Source organism: Streptomyces sp. 71268 (assembly GCF_029392895.1).
Taxonomy (GTDB): domain Bacteria; phylum Actinomycetota; class Actinomycetes; order Streptomycetales; family Streptomycetaceae; genus Streptomyces.
The window spans coordinates 6,503,006-6,518,873 of the sequence record NZ_CP114200.1 but is presented as its reverse complement, the minus strand read 5'-3'; the positions used below and the strand labels follow the sequence as shown (position 1 = coordinate 6,518,873).

General features: G+C 74.6%; 12 protein-coding genes and 1 pseudogene. 11 read left to right on the top strand and 2 right to left on the bottom strand.

Translation table 11 applies throughout. From position 1 onward, the window contains the following. Nucleotides 1-37 precede the first annotated feature (37 nt). From OYE22_RS25940 to OYE22_RS25925, 4 genes are all read left to right on the top strand, one after another. Nucleotides 38-712: a DUF3043 domain-containing protein gene (locus OYE22_RS25940; protein WP_277322643.1), complete on the top strand. Its 675-nt coding sequence runs from the start codon at nt 38-40 to the stop codon at nt 710-712. Between the two features lie 56 nt (nt 713-768). Beyond that, nucleotides 769-1,503 (top strand): methyltransferase domain-containing protein, encoded by a 735-nt coding sequence (locus tag OYE22_RS25935; RefSeq protein ID WP_277322641.1) that lies wholly within the window; start codon nt 769-771, stop codon nt 1,501-1,503. A gap of 234 nt (nt 1,504-1,737) precedes the next feature. Beyond that, on the top strand, nt 1,738-3,513 hold the full coding sequence (locus OYE22_RS25930) for an ABC transporter ATP-binding protein (RefSeq protein WP_277324324.1): 1,776 nt from the start codon (nt 1,738-1,740) through the stop codon (nt 3,511-3,513). 116 nt (nt 3,514-3,629) lie between these two features. Next, entirely contained in the window at nt 3,630-4,754 is a 1,125-nt protein-coding gene (locus tag OYE22_RS25925; protein ID WP_277322640.1) for a trypsin-like peptidase domain-containing protein, read from the top strand. Nucleotides 4,755-4,849: 95 nt separating this feature from the next. Here the strand turns inward: OYE22_RS25925 and OYE22_RS25920 are convergent, their stop codons facing one another. Beyond that, nucleotides 4,850-5,071, bottom strand: a complete 222-nt coding sequence (locus tag OYE22_RS25920; protein WP_277322639.1) for a hypothetical protein — start codon at nt 5,069-5,071, stop codon at nt 4,850-4,852. A gap of 218 nt (nt 5,072-5,289) precedes the next feature. Here OYE22_RS25920 and OYE22_RS25915 point away from each other — a divergent pair, with 218 nt between their 5' ends. The 4 genes and pseudogenes from OYE22_RS25915 to OYE22_RS25900 all read left to right on the top strand — a co-directional run. Beyond that, nucleotides 5,290-6,501 (top strand): bifunctional adenosylcobinamide kinase/adenosylcobinamide-phosphate guanylyltransferase, encoded by a 1,212-nt coding sequence (locus tag OYE22_RS25915; RefSeq protein ID WP_277322638.1) that lies wholly within the window; start codon nt 5,290-5,292, stop codon nt 6,499-6,501. A gap of 110 nt (nt 6,502-6,611) precedes the next feature. Continuing rightward, nucleotides 6,612-7,658, top strand: coding sequence for a nicotinate-nucleotide--dimethylbenzimidazole phosphoribosyltransferase (cobT, locus tag OYE22_RS25910; RefSeq protein WP_277322637.1), 1,047 nt, complete (start codon nt 6,612-6,614; stop codon nt 7,656-7,658). Nucleotides 7,659-7,793: 135 nt separating this feature from the next. Next, a complete protein-coding gene (locus OYE22_RS25905) occupies nt 7,794-9,560 on the top strand; it encodes a phosphatidylglycerol lysyltransferase domain-containing protein (RefSeq protein ID WP_277322636.1) in 1,767 nt (588 codons plus the stop codon). Next, nucleotides 9,557-10,213: pseudogene (locus OYE22_RS25900) on the top strand (hypothetical protein); the annotation flags it as partial. The gene OYE22_RS25905 and the pseudogene OYE22_RS25900, both read left to right, overlap by 4 nt. Before the next feature lie 209 nt (nt 10,214-10,422). Here the strand turns inward: OYE22_RS25900 and OYE22_RS25895 are convergent. Further along, nucleotides 10,423-11,160, bottom strand: a complete 738-nt coding sequence (locus OYE22_RS25895; RefSeq protein WP_277322635.1) for a hypothetical protein — start codon at nt 11,158-11,160, stop codon at nt 10,423-10,425. 33 nt (nt 11,161-11,193) lie between these two features. Between OYE22_RS25895 and OYE22_RS25890 the strand changes: the two genes are divergently transcribed. The 3 genes from OYE22_RS25890 (at nt 11,194) to lpdA (ending at nt 15,850) form a co-directional block, all read left to right on the top strand. Next, nucleotides 11,194-12,087 (top strand): adenosylcobinamide-GDP ribazoletransferase, encoded by an 894-nt coding sequence (locus OYE22_RS25890; protein ID WP_277322634.1) that lies wholly within the window; start codon nt 11,194-11,196, stop codon nt 12,085-12,087. A 367-nt stretch (nt 12,088-12,454) separates the two neighbouring features. Further along, complete coding sequence (locus OYE22_RS25885; RefSeq protein WP_277322633.1) at nt 12,455-13,990, top strand: leucyl aminopeptidase; 1,536 nt, start codon at nt 12,455-12,457, stop codon at nt 13,988-13,990. 471 nt (nt 13,991-14,461) lie between these two features. Continuing rightward, entirely contained in the window at nt 14,462-15,850 is a 1,389-nt protein-coding gene (gene lpdA / locus OYE22_RS25880) for a dihydrolipoyl dehydrogenase (RefSeq protein WP_277322632.1), read from the top strand. Nucleotides 15,851-15,868: the final 18 nt, after the last annotated feature.

Here is a 15,868-nt window from a genome sequence, read left to right as displayed (position 1 = left end):
GCCCGGGGAAACACCGCTACACGTGAGCACACCACTCATGAGACGTACCGCCGTTGCCGGATCGTTCCCCCCGAGGCTGTGGTCTACCCCCCGCCACCCCGTACCCTTGGGTTTTGTGTTCCGAAGCCGTTCGAAGGATGAGCAGTCCGCGCCCTCACGGGTGACCGCGGACGAGCCGCAGCAGCCCCGTGACCCGCAGGCGCCCAAGGGCCGCCCCACGCCCAAGCGCAGCGAGGCACAGTCGCAGCGCCGCAGCCTGGCCAACACGCCGACGTCCCGCAAGGACGCGGCCAGGCGGCAGCGCGAGGCCAGGCGGGCCGACCTGGCCAGGCAGCGGGAGGCTCTCGCCAACGGCGACGAGCGGTACCTGCCGGTCCGCGACCGGGGCCCGATCCGGCGGTTCGCCCGGGACTACGTGGACTCCCGGTTCGTCATCGCGGAGTTCTTCCTGCCGCTCGCGGTGATCATCCTCGTCCTGAGTCTGGTGCAGGCCGGCGCCATGCAGCAGTACGTGCTGTTGCTGTGGATGATCGTGATCTTCCTGATCGTGATCAACTCGGTGGTCATCGGCATCTCGCTCAAGCGCCAGTTGCGCCAGCGCTTCCCCGGCGAGAACCTGCGCGGCGCCGTGGCGTACGCCCTGATGCGCAGCCTCCAGATGCGCCGGCTGCGGCTGCCCAAGCCGCAGGTCAAGCGCGGAGAGCGGCCCTGACCGGGAGCGCTGCCTTCGCCCGCGGCGCACAGAACTGGCTCAGCGGCCTCGGCGGGTTGCGCAACACCGTCCGCCAGGAGCTGGTCGCCCGACAGCTCGACGAGCAGATCGCCGGGCGCTACCCCGCCGGGCGGCAGCTCCGCGTGCTCGACGTCGGCCTCGGACAGGGCACCCAGGCGCTGCGGTTGGCGCGCGTCGGGCACGAGGTGACCGGCCTGGAGTCGGACCCGGCGATGCTCGCGGCCCTGCGCGCCGCCCTGGAGGGTGAGCCGCGGTTCGTGCGCGAGCGGGTGCGGCTGATCCAGGGCGACGGCCGGGACACCGGCGCGCACTTCCTGCCGGGCGCCTTCGACGTGGTGCTCTGTCACGGCGTGCTCATGTACGTGCCCGAGCCGGACCCGATGCTCGCCGGCCTCGCCCGCGTGCTGGCCGCCGGCGGGCTGCTCTCGCTGGTCGTGCGGAACGCGGACGCGCTCGCCCTGCGGCCCGGGCTCGCCGGCGACTGGGCGGGGGCGCTGGCCGCCTTCGACTCCCCCGCGTACACCAACCGGCTCGGCCTGCCGGTGCGCGCCGACCGGCGCGCGGACCTGACGGCCACGCTGGCGGGCATCGGCGCGCCGGTGCACGCCTGGTACGGCGTGCGGCTGTTCACCGACGGCGCCGCCGACGGCACGGTGCCGCCGGCCGCCGACGAGCTGGCCCAGCTGCTCGACGCGGAGGACCGCGCCGGGCGCACCGACCCGTACCGGTCCCTGGCGGCGCTGCTGCACCTGTGCGGGGTGCGCGGCTAGCGAGCGGGCTTGCCTGTCGGGTGAGAGCCGGTCCGCGGGGCCGCGCGGCGAGATTCGCCGGGTGTTCGGGTCAGGTAAGGGTGTCCGTACCGCGTCCTGTCCTTCGCCAGAAGGTTCCAGAGCCCGGGAGAGAACGTGTCCGCCGAGCAGGACGCCGCGCCGTCGGCGACGCCCGTGGTCCAGCCGTCCCCAAGCGGGACGGGTACGGCGGCGGAGTCGGCGCCGCCGACCAAGCTGCCCGCCCGCCAGACGTGGGCCATCCTGCGCGAGCACATCCGGCCGCACCGCTGGACGATCGTGCTGGCCGCGGTGTTCGCGCTGATCGGCGCGGCGACCGGGCTCGCGCAGCCGCTGGCCGCCAAGGAGCTGGTCAACCGGCTCGGGGACGACGAGTCGATCGCCGGGATGCTGGTGGTGCTGACCCTGCTGGTGGTGCTCGGCACGGCCATCGAGGCGTTCGGCGCCTACCTGCTGGAGCGCACGGCCGAGTCCGTGGTGCTGGCGGCCCGGCGGCGCCTGGTGGGGCGGTTGTTGCGGCTGCGGGTGCCTGAGGTCGAGCGCACCCAGCCCGGTGACCTGATGTCGCGGGTCACGTCGGACACCACGCTGTTGCGTTCGGTGGCCACGGAATCGCTGGTCGGGGCCGTTACCGGGGCCCTCACGCTGATCGCGACCGTGGTGTTGATGGGGCTCATGGAACCGGTGCTGCTGCTGGTCACGCTGGGCGTGATGGTGCTGATCGGCGGCGCGGTGGGGCTCGTCATGCCACGGATCGCCCTGGCCAGCAAGGCGGCCCAGGAGGCGGTCGGGGCGATCTCCACGGTGTTGGAGCGCTCCTTCGGGGCCCTGCGCACCATCAAGGCGTCCGGTGCCGAGGACCGGGAGAACGCCGCGGTGGACGCGGCGGCGCACGACGCCTGGCGACACGGCGTACGGGCCGCCAAGTGGCGGGCGCTGGCCTGGTCGTCGGTGGGGTTCGCGGTGCAGGTCTCCTTCCTCGTGGTGCTCGGCGTGGGCGGCGCTCGGGTGGCCTCCGGCGCGACCGACGTGGGCACGCTCATCGCCTTCCTGCTCTTCCTCTTCTACCTGATCGACCCGGTCAGCCGCCTGGTCGAGGCCGTCTCCCAGTACCAGGTCGGGGCCGCCGCCGTGGCCCGCATCAGCGAGGCGGAGCAACTGGCGACCGAGCCGGTGGGCCCGGCCCGGCCACGGGTTGGCACGCCGGTCGCGGAGGGCGCTGACGGGGCCGGCGCGAGCGGGCCGGTCCGCCCCGCGACCGTCACCTTCGACGACGTCACCTTCCGCTACCGCGACGACCTGCCCCCCGTCCACCACGGCGTCAGCTTCACCATCCCCAGCGGCGGGCTCACGGCGTTCGTCGGCCCGTCCGGCGCCGGCAAGACCACGGTCTTCGGGCTGATCGAACGGTTCTACGAGGCCACCGGCGGCCGGGTCCTCGTGGACGGGCGGTCCGTCCTGGACTGGCCGCTGGACGAGCTGCGGGCCGCCATCGGGTACGTCGAACAGGACGCGCCGGTGCTCGCCGGCACGCTCCGCGACAACCTGCTCTTCGCCCATCCGACCGCCAGCGAGGACGAGCTGCGCGAGGTCCTCGTACGCACCAAGTTGGACGCCCTCGTGGAGCGGCTGCCGGACGGGCTGGAGACGCTGGTGGGCCACCGTGGCAGCAAGCTCTCGGGCGGCGAGCGGCAGCGGGTGGCGATCGCCCGCGCGCTGCTGCGCCGCCCCCGACTGCTGCTCCTGGACGAGGCGACGTCGCAGCTCGACGCGGTGAACGAGATGGCGCTGCGGGACACGGTGGCGCTCGCGGCCCGCGAGACGACGATTCTGGTCGTCGCGCACCGGCTGTCGACGGTCACGCTGGCCGATCGCATCGTGGTGATGGACGGCGGCCGGGTGCGCGCGGTGGGCACACACGCGGAGCTGGTGGCCACCGACCCGCTGTACGGGGAGCTGGCGGCGGCCCAGCTCCTGGCCACGGCCCCGTAGGCGGGCGGCGGGGCCGCCCCGTGGCGACGGTGGCCGGCGCGGGCCCGGGGCCGTGGGGGTGACCCGAGCGGCGGCGTCCACGGGCCGACGGCCGCTCGGCGCGGGAGACTCCGGGCATGAGCCTTCCTCGTGCGTACGCTCTGCCGCTACGGCTACGCCGGGCGGTGCCCGCCCTCGGGTGTGTGGTGGCCCTGCTGGCCGGGTGCAGCTCCGACGGCTCCGATCCCGGGCCCGCCTCCGCGTCGGCCACCGGCGCGGAGTCCGGGCCGGCCACCAGGACACCCGGCGCGAGCGGGCTGCGGACCGGGGGCGGGGGCGACGGACCGCAGGTGCAGCGCGCGTACGAGGAGACGGTGCGGGCGGTGCTGCCGTCGGTCGTCCAGATCACCACCGACGGCGGCCTCGGCTCGGGCGTCGTCTACGACGCGCGGGGCCACATCGTCACCAACGCGCACGTGGTGGGCGACGCCCGCGCGTTCGAGGTCACCCTGGCCACCGGCGACGCGACGCTGCCGGCCCGCCTGGTCGCCAGCTTCCCGCCACAGGACCTGGCCGTCATCAAGCTGGAGGACCCGCCGAAGGACCTCAAGCCCGCCGGGTTCGGCGACTCGGCCAAGGTGCGCATCGGGCAGATCGTCCTCGCCATGGGGAGCCCGCTCGGCCTGTCGGGCAGCGTCACCCAGGGCATCGTCTCCGCCCTGGACCGCACCGTGGGCGAGGGCCGGCGCGGCGGCGGCACCGGGGCCACCATCGGCAACCTGGTGCAGACCTCCGCCGCGATCAACCCGGGCAACAGCGGCGGCGCCCTGGTCAACCTCGACCACCAGGTCATCGGCGTCCCGACACTGGCCGCCGCCGACCCCGAGCAGGGCGACCAGGCCGCCGGCATCGGCTTCGCCATCCCCGCCTCCACCGTCACCCACATCGCCGACCAGATGATCGAGCACGGCCGGGTGACGCGGTCGGGCAAGGCCGCGCTCGGCATCAGCGGGCGCACCGTGCTCGGACCGGGGTACGAGCCGGCCGGGGTCGCGGTCGTCGCGGTCACCCGGGACGGCGCGGCGGCGAGGGCCGGGCTGCGGGCCGGCGACCGGATCGTGCGCGTCGACGACACGTCGACGGCGACCATGTCGGCCCTGACCGACGCGCTGGCCCGGCACCAGGTAGGCGACCGGGTCGAGGTGGCGTACGACCGGCGGGGGCGACAGCGGACCGTGTCGGTCAGGCTGGGCGAGCTGTAGCGGGGCCCGGGCCACGGCCGGTCGGCGGGCCGTGGCCCGACGTGCCGTGGCGCCCGCCGGCGGTGCTCGGCGGGCGCCACGGCGCGGCGGGGTGCTCAGCCGGTCGGCTCGGCCTGGTCCGCGTGCAGGCTCATCGGCCCGTAGATCTTGGCGTCGTCCTCATACAGGTGCACCTGATCCACGCCGCCGTCGGCCAGGTCCTTCCACACCTCGCCGAGCCACGACTCCGCGTCGCCCTGGGTCGGGAAGTCCTCCGGCTCCACCGGGGGAGCCGTCTGCGTCCCATCGGCCTTCTCGAACCGCCACGTCCACGCCATGTCCGCTCCGTCTCTGCCGCCGTGTTGCCGCACCGCGCGGGTCGCGCCGCCCGCCGTCGGCGACGCGTCGCGGCCCGCGCGCCCGGCACGTCACGCCGCCGCGCGGGGCGGCTGCGCCGTGCCGGTACGGCCCTGGTGACCGCAGCGTAGCCCGGCCGGACACCCCATCGGAGGTGGCCCCGCGCGCTGGCCGACCGTGGACGCGAGACGATCAGGGCGTGGAACTGACTCTCCTCGGCACCGGAGCCCCGGGTGGGCTGCCCCGGCCCGACTGCCCCTGCGCCGCCTGCGCCACCGCCGTGGGCGCCGCTGCGCGGGCCGCGACGGCGCTGCTCATCGACGACGCGCTGCTGCTCGACCTCACCCCTGGCCCGGCCCTGGCCGCGGCGCGGGCCGGGCGCACGCTGGCCGGCGTGCGGCAGGTGCTGCTCTCGCACCCGCACAACGGGCCGGCGGTCGAGGTGCCGCCCGGGCTGCCGGCGCCCGGGCGGGCCGCGGACGGGCGGGAGCTGGCGCTGCTGAGCGGGCACCGGGTGCGGGCCATCGCCCTGGACGCCCCCGGCACCGGGTACGAGGTGACCGGGCCCGACGGCGAGCGGCTGCTGTACCTGCCGCCCGACGCCGCGCCCGCGGGCCTGGCCGACCCGGGGCCCGCCCGTCCCGGCAGGCCGTACGACATGGTGCTGCTCGACGTGTTGGGCCGGCCCGACGCGCTGGCCAGGCTGCGGGCCGCGGGGCTGGTGGCGCCCACCACGGACGTGCTGGCCGTGCACATCGACCACACCGTGCCGCCGGGCCCCGAGCTGCACCGCCGGCTCGCCGCCGCGGGCGCGCGGACCGTCCCGGACGGGCGGACGCTGGTGGTCGGCGAGTACCACGCGGTGCCCGACCTGCCGCGGCGCACGCTGGTGCTCGGCGGCGCGCGGTCCGGGAAGTCGCTGGAGGCCGAGCGGCGGCTCGCGGCCTTTCCCGAGGTGCTGTACGTGGCCACCGGTGGGCGCCGGGCCGGCGACCCGGAGTGGGCGGCGCGGGTGGCCGCGCACCGCGAGCGCCGGCCGGGGAGCTGGCGTACGGCCGAGACGTGCGACCTGGAGCCGCTGCTCGCGGACGAGGGTCCGCCGCTGCTGGTGGACTGCCTGTCGCTGTGGCTGACGGACGCGATGGACGCGGTCGGGGCGTGGGAGGACGAACGCTGGGCCGACGGCGGCGAGCACGCCCTGCGCGAGCGGGTGGCGGCGCTGGTCGCCGCGGTACGGGCCATCCGGCGTCCGCTGGTGGCGGTGAGCAACGAGGTCGGCTCCGGCGTGGTGCCCGCGACGGCCTCCGGCCGCCGCTTCCGGGACGAGCTGGGGCGGCTGAACGCGGCGGTGGCCGCCGAGTGCGAGCACGTCCTGCTGGTGGTCGCGGGCCAGTCGCTGACGCTGCGCTGAGCGGGCCGCGACGGTGGTCACGGGGCCTGCCGGACGCGCGGCCGGGCCCCCGGCCCACGGGACGGGCCTGGGGGCCCTACGGGAGGGGCGGGAACGATAGGGTGCGGCGGATGAGCGGTCTACACCTCGATGACTTCGTCGACCTGATCGAGCGCCCCGACGGCGGCGTACGCCGTGACGCCGAGGAGCGCCGCGCCCGGTTCGCCACGCCACCCGGCGCGCTGGGGCGGCTGGACGAGCTGGGCGAGTGGCTGGCCGCCGCGCAGGCGAGCGTGCCGGTCAAGCCCATCGAGCGGGCGCGGGTGCTGTTGTTCGCCGGCGACCACGGCGTCGCCGAACTGGACGTCTCGGGGCGCCCGGCGGGCACCACCAAGGAGCTCGTACGGGAGGCGCTGGACGGCACCAGCGCGGTGGCGATCCTGGCCCGCCGCTACGGCGTCGGGCTGCGCGTGGTGGACCTCGCGGTGGACTGCGACCCGGCCGAGTTCCCCGAGGAGGTCACCCGGCACCGGGTGCGGCGGGGTTCGGGCCGGATCGACATCGAGGACGCGCTCAGCGCGGAGGAGGTCGAGCAGGCGTTCCGGGCCGGGATGGCGATCGCCGACGAGGAGGCCGACTCCGGCACCGACCTGGTGGTGCTCGGCGATCTGAGCGTGGGCGGCACCACCGCCGCCAGCACCCTGGTCGCGGCGCTGTGCGGCACCGACGCCTCCGTGGTGACCGGGCGCGGCGGGTTCGGGATCGACGACCTGGCGTGGATGCGCAAGTGCGCGGCGATCCGGGACGCGCTGCGCCGGGCCCGGCCGGTCCTCGGTGACCAGCTGGAGCTGCTGCGCACCTCGGGCGGCGCGGACCTGGCGGCCATCACGGGGTTCCTGTTGCAGAGCGCCGTGCGCCACACGCCGGTGATCCTGGACGGGGTGGTCTCGGCCGCGTGCGCGCTGGTGGCGCAGCGGGTGGCGTTCCGGGCGCCGGACTGGTGGCTGGCCGGCCACGCGAGCGGGGAGCCCGCGCAGGCCAAGGCGTTGGACCGGACCGCGCTCAACCCTCTCCTGGACCACGGCGTCAGTGTGGGTGAGGGAACCGGGGCGCTGCTCGCTCTGCCGATGGTGCAGGCGGCCGCGGCCCTGGCGGCGGAACTTCCGCTGCGGGACTGACGTACGGGCCCGCTGGCCCGGCACCCGGCGGCGCGCGTTCGCGCCGCCGGGTCGTGCTGGGCCCTGGTGCGATCCAATCGGGCAAAGCAGCCCAAAATTCGAATAAAACACCTCTCCCTCATATGCTCTACTTTCATGGGAGAAGTCCGTTTGAGTCCGGAAGAAGGCAAGCAGCGCGGCCCCTGGGCTCAGCGGAGTGCGGCGTTCGCGGTCTGGTACCTACGTGCCGTCACGTTCGTCAACCTGCTGAGCGCGGTGTGGGTGTCCTTCGGCAACGACCTGCGCCGCCACAACGTCGACGAGTACTTCACGCCCTACCTGCTGACGGCGGGCTTCTTCTCGGCCGCGCTCTCCCTGTTCCTCGCCGTCACCATGCGCCGCCGCAAGCGCGCCGCCTGGATCCTCAACCTGGTGATCAGCGGCCTGCTGCTGGTGGTCTTCGCGCTGGCGATGCCCTTCCACGAGTTCCGCCAGCACGCGCAGAACTGGGTCTCGCTGCTGCTGACCGCCCTGTTCGTGGCGGCGCTCCTGGTGGGCCGGCGCGAGTTCTACGCCAAGGGCGACCGCTCCAACCCCAAGCTCGCCGCGGTCGTCGCGGTCGGCGGGCTGCTGGTCGGCTCGCTGCTCGCCGCCGGCCTGGTCACCCTCGCCAACACCGCCACCGACGACGAGCGCTCCACCTTCCTCACCCGCTGGCGGTACGGCGTCATGCGGCTGATCTCACTCGCCGCCGACGAGGACCGGTTCCCCGGCATCGCCACCCCCGGCTGGGTGGACGTGATCATCAACATCATGAGCACGCTGTTGCTGCTGCTCGTGCTGTACGTCGCCTTCCGCTCCCGGCGCGCCGTCGACCCCATCACGCCGGGCGACGAGGAGAAGCTACGCGCCCTGCTGGACCGGCACGGCGAGCGGGACTCGCTCGGCTACTTCGCGCTGCGCCACGACAAGAGCGTCATCTGGTCCCCGTCCGGCAAGTCCGCCGTCACCTACCGCGTCGTCGGCGGCGTCTCACTGGCCTCCGGCGACCCGATCGGCGACCCGGAGGCCTGGCCCGGCGCGATCGACCGCTGGCTGGCCGAGGCCCGCGAGCACGGCTGGGCCCCCGCCGTCATGGGCGCCAGCGAGGAGGGCGGCACGGTCTACGCGCGGCACGGCCTGGACGCGCTGGAACTGGGTGACGAGGCGCTGGTGGACACCGCCGAGTTCACCCTCGAAGGGCGCGCGATGCGCACCGTGCGGCAGGCGTACAACCGCGTGAAGCGCGCCGGGTACACCGTGCGCATCCGGCGGCACGAGGAGATCCCGGACGCGGAGATGGCCGAACTGGTCCGCCTCGCCGACGACTGGCGCGACGGCGCGACCGAGCGCGGGTTCTCCATGGCGCTGGGCCGCCTCGGCGACCCGAACGACGGCCGCTGCGTGATGCTGGAGTGCTTCGACGCCGACGGCACGCCCAAGGCCCTGCTCAGCTTCGCGCCCTGGGGGCCGCACGGCCTCTCGCTCGACCTGATGCGCCGGGACCGCGACTCGGACAACGGGTTGATGGAGTTCATGGTCCTGGAGCTGATCCAGCGCGCGAAGGAGGTGGGCGTCAACCAGATCTCGCTGAACTTCGCGATGTTCCGCTCGGTCTTCGAGCGCGGCGCCAGGCTGGGCGCCGGGCCCGTCCTTCGGCTGTGGCGCTCGCTGCTCAGCTTCTGCTCGCGCTGGTGGCAGATCGAGTCGCTGTACCGGGCCAACGCGAAGTACCGGCCCATCTGGGAGCCGCGCTACCTGCTCTTCGAGAAGAGCACCGACCTGCTGCGGATCGGCCTCGCCAGCGCCCGCGCCGAGGGCTTCCTGGAGGCCCCGGGGCTGCCCAAGTGGCTCAACCGCAAGCACCTGGAGACCCACAGATGACGCCCCACACACTGCTCGACCTCGTGCCCGGGCCGGTGCGCCGGCTGGTGCGCGCCGAGTGGGGCTCGCTGGCCGGGGCGGTACGCGAGGGCCTGGCCCGCCGCCGGTTCGCCGCGCTGACGGTGACGCTCACGGCCCTGTTCCTGATCGTGGCCTGCCAGTACGTGCAGAACCAGCCCTGGGGCCGCGAGCCCATCGCGCTCCTCGGCTACGTCCAGGCCGACCAGCCCTGGTGGGGCGCGCTGCTGCGCACCCCGCTGTCGCTGTTCGTACCCGCGCCCGACCTGCCGGTGTGGGGCGGGTTGCTCCAGATCTTCGTCGTCTTCGCGATCTGCGAGTGCGCGCTGGGCTGGCGCCGCACGCTGGTCATCGCGTACGTGGCCACGCTGGCGGGCACCACGTACGCGCGCGTCGGCATCGCGCTCGGCCCCGGCGGACCGCTCGGGCTGCCGCCGGAGACCGCCCAGGTGCACGACACCGGCCCGTCGGCGGCCGTGGTCGGGCTCTCGGTGTACGTGTGCTGGCGCCACCGTGCCTGGCTGACCGGCGCGTTGACGATCGCCTCGATGGTGGTCGAGGTACACGCCAAGCCGAACCTGGCCGGCCGCGAGCACCTGGTGGCGATCGGCGCCATCCTCGTGGTGTGCGCGGTGGGCACCTGGGTCGAGCGGCGGCGCGCCGCGCGCCCGGCCGGGGCCCGGCCGCGCGGGTGGCTCGGCCGGGCGGCCGACGGGCTGCGGGGCCCGCACGGCTACCCGGGCCCGCCGCTGCTGCGGGTGCTGCGCACGGCGCGCCGACTGCGCCCGCACGCCCAGCGCCCCGGCCCGGCAGCGGCGCTGCCCGCCCCGCGCGACGGCCGGGCTCACGAGTGCGAGAAGCCGCCCAGCCAGTCCTGGACCCTGCGGCGCAGCCGGCTCCACCGGGCGTCGTGAGCCCGGGCCCGGCGCCGCGCCCTGGCCCGGGCGCGCGGCCGGTTGCGGTAGCAGCGCCGGGCCCAGGGTGAGCCCGGGCGGGCCAGGCGTACGGCGCCGAACGGGGCCACCAGCGGCACCAGCACCCCGAGCACCGCCATCCGTGGCTTGCCCTTGGCGAGGGCGACCAGCGAGAACAGGAAGTTGACCGCCACGTTGAGCGCGACCAGCCGCCGGTCGTGCCGCTCGGCCGCCGTCAGGTCGTTGACCCCGAACGGCAGGAAGCCGCCGAGCAGCAACGCCACCAGGGCGGCCGTCAACACCACGACCTCCACGCTCTTGCGGCCCTGCTCCGACCAGTACACGTCGTCCAGGTGCAGCACGAGCGCGAACTCGTCCAGGACAAGCCCCGCCCCGAGGCCGAAGATCACCGCGCACACCGCGGCCCCCGCCCCCTGCCGCCCGCTGGCCACCGCGCCGAAGCCGCCGACGACGGTGAGCACCACGCCCGGCACCACGTGGTGCACGTGCAGCCCGCCGGCCGTCACGTCGCGGAAGGGCCCCCTGCCGGCCCGGATCAGCCGGGTGACCAGCCGCGCCGCGGCGAAGGCCAGCACGAACGAGGCGAGCGCGAGCAGCAGGGGCAGCTTGCCCGGTTCCACGATGTCGCGCTGCCACCAGTGCCCCATGGCTCCTCACCCTGCGCGATAACCTGCGGCGCGATGGACACCACGCCGCCCCCGTCCCCCGCACGCCCGCCCGGCCCCGACCGCGCCGACGCCCGTAACGCGCCCGCCGACGACCCCGCCGAGGCTCCGGGACCCGACCGCCCGGGCCGCGCCGCCGCGCTCGCGCACGGCCTGCGGTTCGCCTTCGGCACGCTCACGGCGGTGCCGGTGCGGGTCACGCGCTGGGACCGGGACGCCGCGCGCGCGGGCATGCTGTGCGCGCCCCTGGTCGGCCTCGCGGTGGGGCTGTGCGCGGCCGTACCCGGCGGCCTGTTGCTGCTGGCCGGCGCCGGTCCGCTGCTGGCGGCCGTCGCCACCGTCGCGGTGCCCGCCGTCATGACCCGCGCCCTGCACCTGGACGGCCTCGCCGACACGGCCGACGGCCTGGGCAGCGCCAAGCCACCGGCGCGGGCCCTTGACATCATGAAGCGCTCCGACATCGGCCCGTTCGGCGTGCTCGCGCTGGTCTTCGTCATCCTCGCGCAGGTCGCGGCCGTGCGCGAGCTGTACGCGGACCACTGGGCCGTCGGCGCGCTCGCGGTGACCGTCGCCGGGCTCGCCGCGCGCTGCGCCCTCACCCTGGCCAGCCGCGCCGGGGTGCCCGCCGCGCGCCCGACGGGGCTCGGCGCGGTGGTGGCCGGCGTCGTACCGGCGCGCGCCGCGCTGGCCGTCGCGGCGGTGGCGGCCGGGTGCTGCGCGGGCGCGGGCGCGCTGGCGGGCCCGTACGGGGCGCTGCGGTGCGGCCTGGCCGTGCTCGCCGCGCTGGCCGTGACCGAGGCGCTGCTGCGGCACTGCCGGCGCCGGTTCGGCGGGGTGACCGGCGACGTGTTCGGGGCGCTCGCGGAGACGGCGGCGACGACGGCGCTGGTGGTGTTCACGCTGGGCTGAGCGCCACACACACCGCTCACGCTGGGCTGAGGGCCGCGCACGCTACGGATTCGGCCAGCCCGGCGCGTCGGACGGTGCGGCGAAAGTGCTGGTCGGCGGGGGGATGGGGGTCAACGGCCGGGCGGCGGGCGGCAGATGGGGCCCCCCGCGCGCCGGGCCGACGGCCGCGCGCCGCCGCTGCCCTGGTCCATCGGCCAGGTCGGCCGATGCTGGCACAACACGCCCCGTACAGCGCGAGTTAGGCTCGCGATGGCCGCCACGACCACCGCACCGGGCCGCGCCCGTCCTCAGGCCGGCGCATACGATGCCCACGGCGCGGCCGGCCCACCAAGCGGCCTTACCTCAACGGAAGAGAGACCCCACCACCGTGACTGCTCTGACTCTCAGCACGTCGAGTGCCACCACACTGCGTGCGGACGCCGTCGTCGTCGGTGTGGCGAAGGGCGCCAAGGGCCCCGTCGTCGCGCTGGGCGCCGAGGCCATCGACAAGGCGTTCGACGGCAAGCTGGCCGCCGTCCTGGAAACCCTCGGCGCCAGCGGCGGCGAGGGCGAGGTGACCAAGCTGCCCTCCGCGTCCGGGATCAAGGCCCCGGTCGTGCTCGCGGTCGGCCTCGGCGACGCCCCGGCCAAGGGCGAGGACTTCGACACCGAGACGCTGCGCCGGGCCGCTGGTTCCGCCGCCCGCGCGCTGACCGGCACGAAGAAGGCCGCGTTCGCGCTGCCGCTGGCGGACGTGGAGTCCGCCGCCGCGGTCGCCGAGGGCGCGCTGCTCGGCGCGTACGCGTTCACCGCCTACCGGGGCGGCGAGGGCAAGGCCCCCAAGGGCGGCGACGCCGGCAAGAGCGCGCCGCTGGCCGAGGTCACCCTCCTCGGCGGCAAGCCGCGGGACAAGGCGTACAAGGCCGCGGTCGAGCGGGCCGAGGCGCTGGCCGCCGAGGTCAACCGCGCCCGCGACCTGATCAACATCCCCTCCAACGACCTGACCCCGAAGTCCTTCGCCGCGCAGGCGCAGGCCGCGGCCAAGGAGTTCGGGCTCAGCATCGAGGTGCTGGACGAGAAGGCGCTGGCCAAGGGCGGCTACGGCGGCCTGATCGGCGTCGGCCAGGGCTCGGAGAACCCGCCGCGGCTGGTCAAGATCGCGTACCGGCACTCCAAGGCGAGCAAGACGCTGGCGCTGGTCGGCAAGGGCATTACGTACGACTCGGGCGGCATCTCGCTCAAGCCGGCCGGCCACAACGAGACGATGAAGTGCGACATGAGCGGCGCCGCCGCCGTCTTCGCCGCCGTCGTGGCCGCCGCCAAGCTGGGCCTCAAGGTCAACGTCACCGGCTGGCTGGCGCTGGCCGAGAACATGCCGTCGGGCTCGGCGACCCGCCCCGGCGACGTGCTGCGGATGTACAGCGGCAAGACGGTCGAGGTGCTCAACACCGACGCCGAGGGCCGCCTGGTGCTCGCGGACGCGCTCACCCGGGCCTCGGAGGAGAAGCCGGACGCGATCGTGGACGTGGCGACGCTGACCGGCGCCATGGTGCTCGCGCTCGGCAACCGCACCTTCGGCATCATGGCCAACGACGACGCCTTCCGCGCCTCGCTGCACGAGATCGCGCAGGAGGTGGGCGAGCAGTCCTGGCCCATGCCGATGCCCGTCGAGCTGCGCAAGGGCATGGACTCCCCCATCGCCGACATCGCCAACATGGGCGAGCGCGCCGGCGGCGGCCTGGTGGCCGGCCTGTTCCTGCAGGAGTTCGTGGGCGAGGGCATCACGTGGGCGCACCTGGACATCGCGGGTCCGGCCTTCCACGAGGGCGCGCCGTACGGCTACACGCACAAGGGCGGCACGGGTTCGGCCGTGCGTACCCTGGTGCGGCTGGCCGAGCGCACCGCGGCGGGCGACCTGGGCTGAGCGCCCGGCGCCGCGTGATCCGGGGGCTCGGTCGCCCGCCCGGGGTGTCCACCACCTGGGCAGTCGAGCAGCCGACCCCCGGATGAACGCGGCCCACTCCGGAGCGTGACCAACGGCCCCGTGCGTGCGTGCACGGGGCCGTGGCGCGTTCGCTCACAGCGATCTACTCGCCGGTACGAACGGTGCCGAGCGCCGCGCCCGCCCGGGATTCGGGCCGTACGTGGTGCTTTCCACCACCTCACGGACCGGCCCGGCGTCCCGCCGTCCGCGAACAAGTGCGAAGATGTTGTCTCGGCAGGACAGGGCCCCGGCTCGGACACGAGCCAGACCGCAGGGCCGATTACACAGCGGCCGAACAACAGCCGCCGCCCGGTCACGGGCTCTGCTTCCGTAGGCTCTGTTGGAGACAACCGAGAAACGAAGCGCAGCGGAGTGACCGGCTCCGGCGTACCCATGCATGGAGGACGTGACGTGGCGAACGACGCCAGCACTGTTTTCGACCTAGTGATCCTCGGGGGCGGCAGCGGTGGCTACGCCGCTGCCCTGCGCGGAGCTCAGCTTGGCCTGGACGTCGCCCTGATCGAGAAGAACAAGGTCGGCGGCACCTGCCTGCACAACGGCTGCATCCCCACCAAGGCGCTGCTGCACGCCGGTGAGATCGCCGACCAGGCGCGGGAGAGCGCCGAGTTCGGCGTGAAGGCCAGCTTCGAGGGCATCGACATCGCGGCCGTGCACAAGTACAAGGACGGCGTGATCTCCGGCCTGTACAAGGGCCTGCAGGGCCTGATCGCCAGCCGCAAGGTCACCTACGTGGAGGGCGAGGGCCGACTGTCCTCGCCGACCTCCGTCGACGTGAACGGCCAGCGCTACGAGGGCCGGCACATCCTGCTGGCGACCGGCTCCGTGCCGAAGTCGCTGCCGGGCCTGGAGATCGACGGCAACCGCGTCATCTCCTCGGACCACGCGCTGACCCTGGACCGCGTGCCGGAGTCCGCGATCGTGCTCGGCGGCGGCGTCATCGGCGTCGAGTTCGCCTCCGCCTGGAAGTCCTTCGGCACCGACGTGACCATCGTCGAGGCGCTGCCGAACCTGGTTCCGGTCGAGGACGTGAACAGCTCCAAGCTCCTGGAGCGCGCCTTCCGCAAGCGCGGCATCAAGTTCTCCGTCGGCTCGCGCTTCTCCGGCGTCGAGTACACCGCCAACGGTGTCAAGGTCTCGCTGGAGAACGGCAAGACCTTCGAGGCCGAGCTGCTGCTCGTCGCCGTCGGTCGCGGCCCGGTCTCGCAGGGCCTGGGCTACGAGGAGGCCGGAGTCGCCATGGACCGTGGCTACGTCCTGGTCGACGAGTACATGCGCACCAACGTGCCGACCATCTCGGCCGTCGGCGACCTGGTCCCCACCCTCCAGCTCGCGCACGTCGGCTTCGCCGAGGGCATCCTGGTCGCGGAGCGGCTCGCCGGTCTGCAGACCGTGCCGATCGACTACGACGGCGTGCCCCGCGTCACGTACTGCCACCCCGAGGTCGCCTCCGTCGGCATCACCGAGGAGAAGGCCAAGGAGCTGTACGGCGCCGACAAGGTCGTGGCCCTGAAGTACAACCTGGGTGGCAACGGCAAGAGCCGCATCCTGAAGACCACGGGTGAGATCAAGCTCGTCCAGGTGCGCGACGGCGCCGTGGTCGGCGTCCACATGGTCGGTGACCGCATGGGTGAGCAGGTTGGCGAAGCCCAGCTCATCTACAACTGGGAGGCGCTGCCCGCCGAGGTGGCCCAGCTCATCCACGCGCACCCCACGCAGAACGAGGCCCTCGGCGAGGCCCACCTGGCCCTGGCCGGCAAGCCGCTGCACTCGCACGACTAGTAGTCCCGGGCGCGACCA